At 69.4% G+C, this 3370-nt stretch carries 5 protein-coding genes; all 5 read left to right on the top strand.

The window, feature by feature from the left end; genetic code table 11:
• Positions 1–469 (top strand): methylated-DNA--[protein]-cysteine S-methyltransferase (locus EQG76_RS11895; protein ID WP_159713606.1); only part of this gene is annotated, 469 nt, incomplete at its 5' end.
• Positions 470–525: 56 nt separating this feature from the next.
• Entirely contained in the window at positions 526–1158 is a 633-nt protein-coding gene (locus tag EQG76_RS11890) for a 2OG-Fe(II) oxygenase (RefSeq protein WP_159713608.1), read from the top strand.
• Between the two features lie 65 nt (positions 1159–1223).
• Positions 1224–1682, top strand: a complete 459-nt coding sequence (locus tag EQG76_RS11885; RefSeq protein ID WP_159713604.1) for a carboxymuconolactone decarboxylase family protein — start codon at positions 1224–1226, stop codon at positions 1680–1682.
• 114 nt (positions 1683–1796) lie between these two features.
• Positions 1797–3053 carry an aminopeptidase gene (locus EQG76_RS11880; protein WP_159713602.1) on the top strand — a complete coding sequence of 419 codons (1257 nt, stop codon included), beginning with the start codon at positions 1797–1799 and terminating at the stop codon, positions 3051–3053.
• 49 nt (positions 3054–3102) lie between these two features.
• A partial coding sequence (locus tag EQG76_RS11875; RefSeq protein ID WP_159713600.1) for an NAD(P)H-binding protein occupies positions 3103–3370 on the top strand: 268 nt, incomplete at its 3' end.

Raw genomic sequence — 3370 nt, 5'->3', positions numbered from 1 at the left:
CAGCCTGGGCCAGCTGCTGGTGGCGGCCAGCGAGACCGGGATCTGCGCGATCCTGCTGGGCGACGATCCGGCCCTGCTGGAGCGCGACCTGGCCCTGCGCTTCCCTAAGGCGGAACTGGCGGCCGGCGACGAGCGGTTCCAGGACTGGGTGGCGGCGGTGGTGCGCTTCGTCGAGGCGCCGAAACTGGGGCTCGACCTGCCGCTCGACGTCCAGGGCACCGCCTTCCAGGAACGGGTCTGGCGGGCGCTGCGGGAGATCCCGCCCGGTGCCACGGCGAGCTATGCCGAGATCGCCGAGCGGATCGGCGCGCCCAAGGCGGTGCGCGCAGTGGCGCTGGCCTGTGCCGCCAATCGCCTGGCCGTGGCGGTGCCCTGCCACCGGGTGGTGCGCAGCGACGGCGACCTCTCCGGCTATCGCTGGGGGGTGGCACGCAAGCGGCAATTGCTCGAGCGGGAGGCAAAGGGTTGAGCGCCTCTCCCGATGCCGCGGCGGTGCTGGCGGAGCTGGATGCGACCGGCGCCGCCATGCTGCCGGGCCTGCTCGATGCCGCGACCTGCCGGGCGCTGGCGGATGGCTATGACGACGCTGGCGCTTTTCGCAGCCGGATCGTGATGAGCCGTCACGGGTTCGGCCAGGGCGAGTACCAGTATTTCGCCTATCCCCTGCCGCACGTGGTCCAGGAACTGCGCAGCCGGCTCTATCCGGTGCTGGCCACGGTCGCCAACCGCTGGGCGGAGATCATGGGGCTGCCGGAGCGCTATCCTGCGGACCTGCCGGCCTTCCTGGCCCAGTGCCATACGGCCGGCCAGACCCGGCCAACCCCGCTTTTGCTCCGCTACGGGCCGGGCGACTACAACTGCCTGCACCAGGATGTGTACGGCGCCCATGTCTTCCCGCTGCAGGTCGCCTGCCTCCTGTCCGAGCCCGGGCGGGACTTCACCGGCGGCGAGTTCGTGCTCACCGAGCAGCGCCCGCGCATGCAGTCGCGGGTCCTGGTGGCGCCGCTCCGCCAGGGCGACGCGGTGGTCTTCCCGGTGCGCCACCGACCGGTCCGGGGCACGCGCAGCCTGTATCGTGCCAACATGCGCCATGGGGTGAGCCCGCTGCGCAGCGGGCGGCGGCACACGCTGGGGATCATCTTCCACGACGCGGCGTGAACCCATGTCACATCCGCCGGGGCCACCTCGTCTCTGGAGCGTCAACGATGCCAGAAGAGGTCATCATGGAAGCCAGACTGAACCCCTACCAAGTCGCGCCGAAGACGATGCAGCCGATGATCGAGATGGCCGAGCGGCTGGCGGCGGACGGGCTGGAGCACAGCCTGCACGAGCTGGTGAAGATCCGCGCCTCGCAGATCAATGGCTGTGCCTTCTGCCTGCACATGCATACCAGCGACGCGCGCAAGCATGGCGAGCGGGAGGAGCGGATCTACCTGTTGAGCGCCTGGCGGGAATCGCGCATGTTCACCGCGCGTGAGCGGGCGGCGCTGGCCTGGACGGAGGCGCTCACCCTGATCACCCAGGGCCATGCGCCGGACGAGGTCTATGCCGAGGTGGCGCGGGAGTTCTCCCCGGAGGAGATCGTCAAGCTGACGCTGGCGATCACCACGATCAACGCCTGGAACCGGATAGCGATCGGGTTCCGCTCGGTCCACCCGCACGACCGCCCCGCCGAGCGGTGAGGCAGGGCTGGGCAGGCGCTCCCATCCGGCTGCGGTTCGCACCCGCACTGGCTAACCTCCGGCCCAGCCGATATGGCTTAGGGCCGGAGCCGTTGGCCGAAAAGGAGCGATGCGATGTCCGATCTGTCCCTTGCCGCGCCGGCAGGCGTTGATCCGAACATGCTCGACCGGCTGGGCGAGGCGGCCGTCAAGGTCGGGCTGCGGCTGGCCGAGGGCCAGGACCTGGTGATGACCGCGCCGATCGCCGCCCTGCCGCTGGTGCGGCGGATCACCGAGCATGCCTACAAGGCCGGGGCGGGGCTGGTGACCACCTTCTTCGCCGACGAGGAGACGGCGCTGGCGCGCTATCGCTACGGCGCCGATGCCAGCTTCGACCGGGCGAGCGGCTGGCTCTACGAGGGCATGGCCAAGGCGTTCGCCGGCAATGCCGCGCGGCTCGCGATCGCGGGCGACAATCCGATGCTGCTGGCCGACCAGGATCCGGCCAAGGTGGCGCGTGCCAACCGGGCGAACTCCACGGCCTACAAGCCAGCACTGGAGCGAATCGTCGGCTTCGACATCAACTGGACGATCGTGTCCTACCCGAACCCGTCCTGGGCGATGGTGGTGTTCCCGGGCGAGCCGGAGGAGGTCGCGGTGCGCAAGCTGGCCGATGCGATCTTCGCCGCGTCCCGGGTCGACCAGGCGGACCCGGTGGCGGCTTGGCGCGAGCATAATGCCCGCCTCCATGCACGCCGCGACTGGCTGAACGAGCACCACTTCGCCGCGCTGCATTTTTCCGGCCCCGGCACCGACCTCACGGTGGGCCTGGGGGATGGCCATTTCTGGCAGGGTGGTGCTTCCACCGCCAAGAACGGCATCGAATGCAACCCGAACATTCCGAGCGAGGAGGTGTTCACCACGCCGCACGCAGCCAGGGTCGATGGCGTCGTGCGCAGCACCAAGCCGCTCTCGCACCAGGGCACGCTGATCCAGGACATCGAGGTCCGCTTCGAGGGCGGTCGGGCGGTGTCGGTGCGCGCGGCCAAGGGCGAGGAAGTGCTGACCAAGGTGATGGACACGGACGAGGGGGCGCGGCGGCTGGGTGAAGTAGCCCTGGTGCCGAACTCGTCGCCGATCTCGCAGAGCGGGCTGCTGTTCTACAACACCCTGTTTGACGAGAACGCCGCCTCGCACATCGCGCTCGGCCAGTGCTATGCCAAGTGCTTCATCGACGGCAGCAAGCTCACGCCCGAGGAAGTGGCGGCGCGCGGCGGCAACCAGAGCCTGATCCATATCGACTGGATGATCGGCTCGGGCGAGATCGATATTGATGGGGTCCATGCCGATGGCGGGCGGGTACCGGTGATGCGCCGGGGCGAGTGGGCCTGAGCAGATACGGCTTCATCCGGCGCAGGATCAGGGCAGCGAAAGGCAGAGCATGGACATCTTCGTCACCGGCGCTTCGGGCTATATCGGCGGCTCGGTCGCCGAGCGGCTGAAGGCGGCGGGCCACCGCATCATTGGCCTGGTTCGCAGCGACGCGAAGGCGGAGCAGCTGCGTGCGCGGGGCATGGAGGCGGTGGTCGGCACGCTGGATGATGCCCGGCTGCTGGCAGAGCAGGCCAAACACGCGGATGCAGTGGTGAATGCCGCCAGTTCCGATCATCGCGGTGCCGTGGAGATGCTGATCCGGGCGCTCGCCGGCT

Origin of the sequence: Geminicoccus flavidas (assembly GCF_009806515.1) — a bacterium.
GTDB lineage: Bacteria > Pseudomonadota > Alphaproteobacteria > Geminicoccales > Geminicoccaceae > Geminicoccus > Geminicoccus flavidus.
The sequence above is the reverse complement of the archived record's forward strand: the minus strand, read 5'-3'. Positions and strand labels throughout refer to the sequence as shown.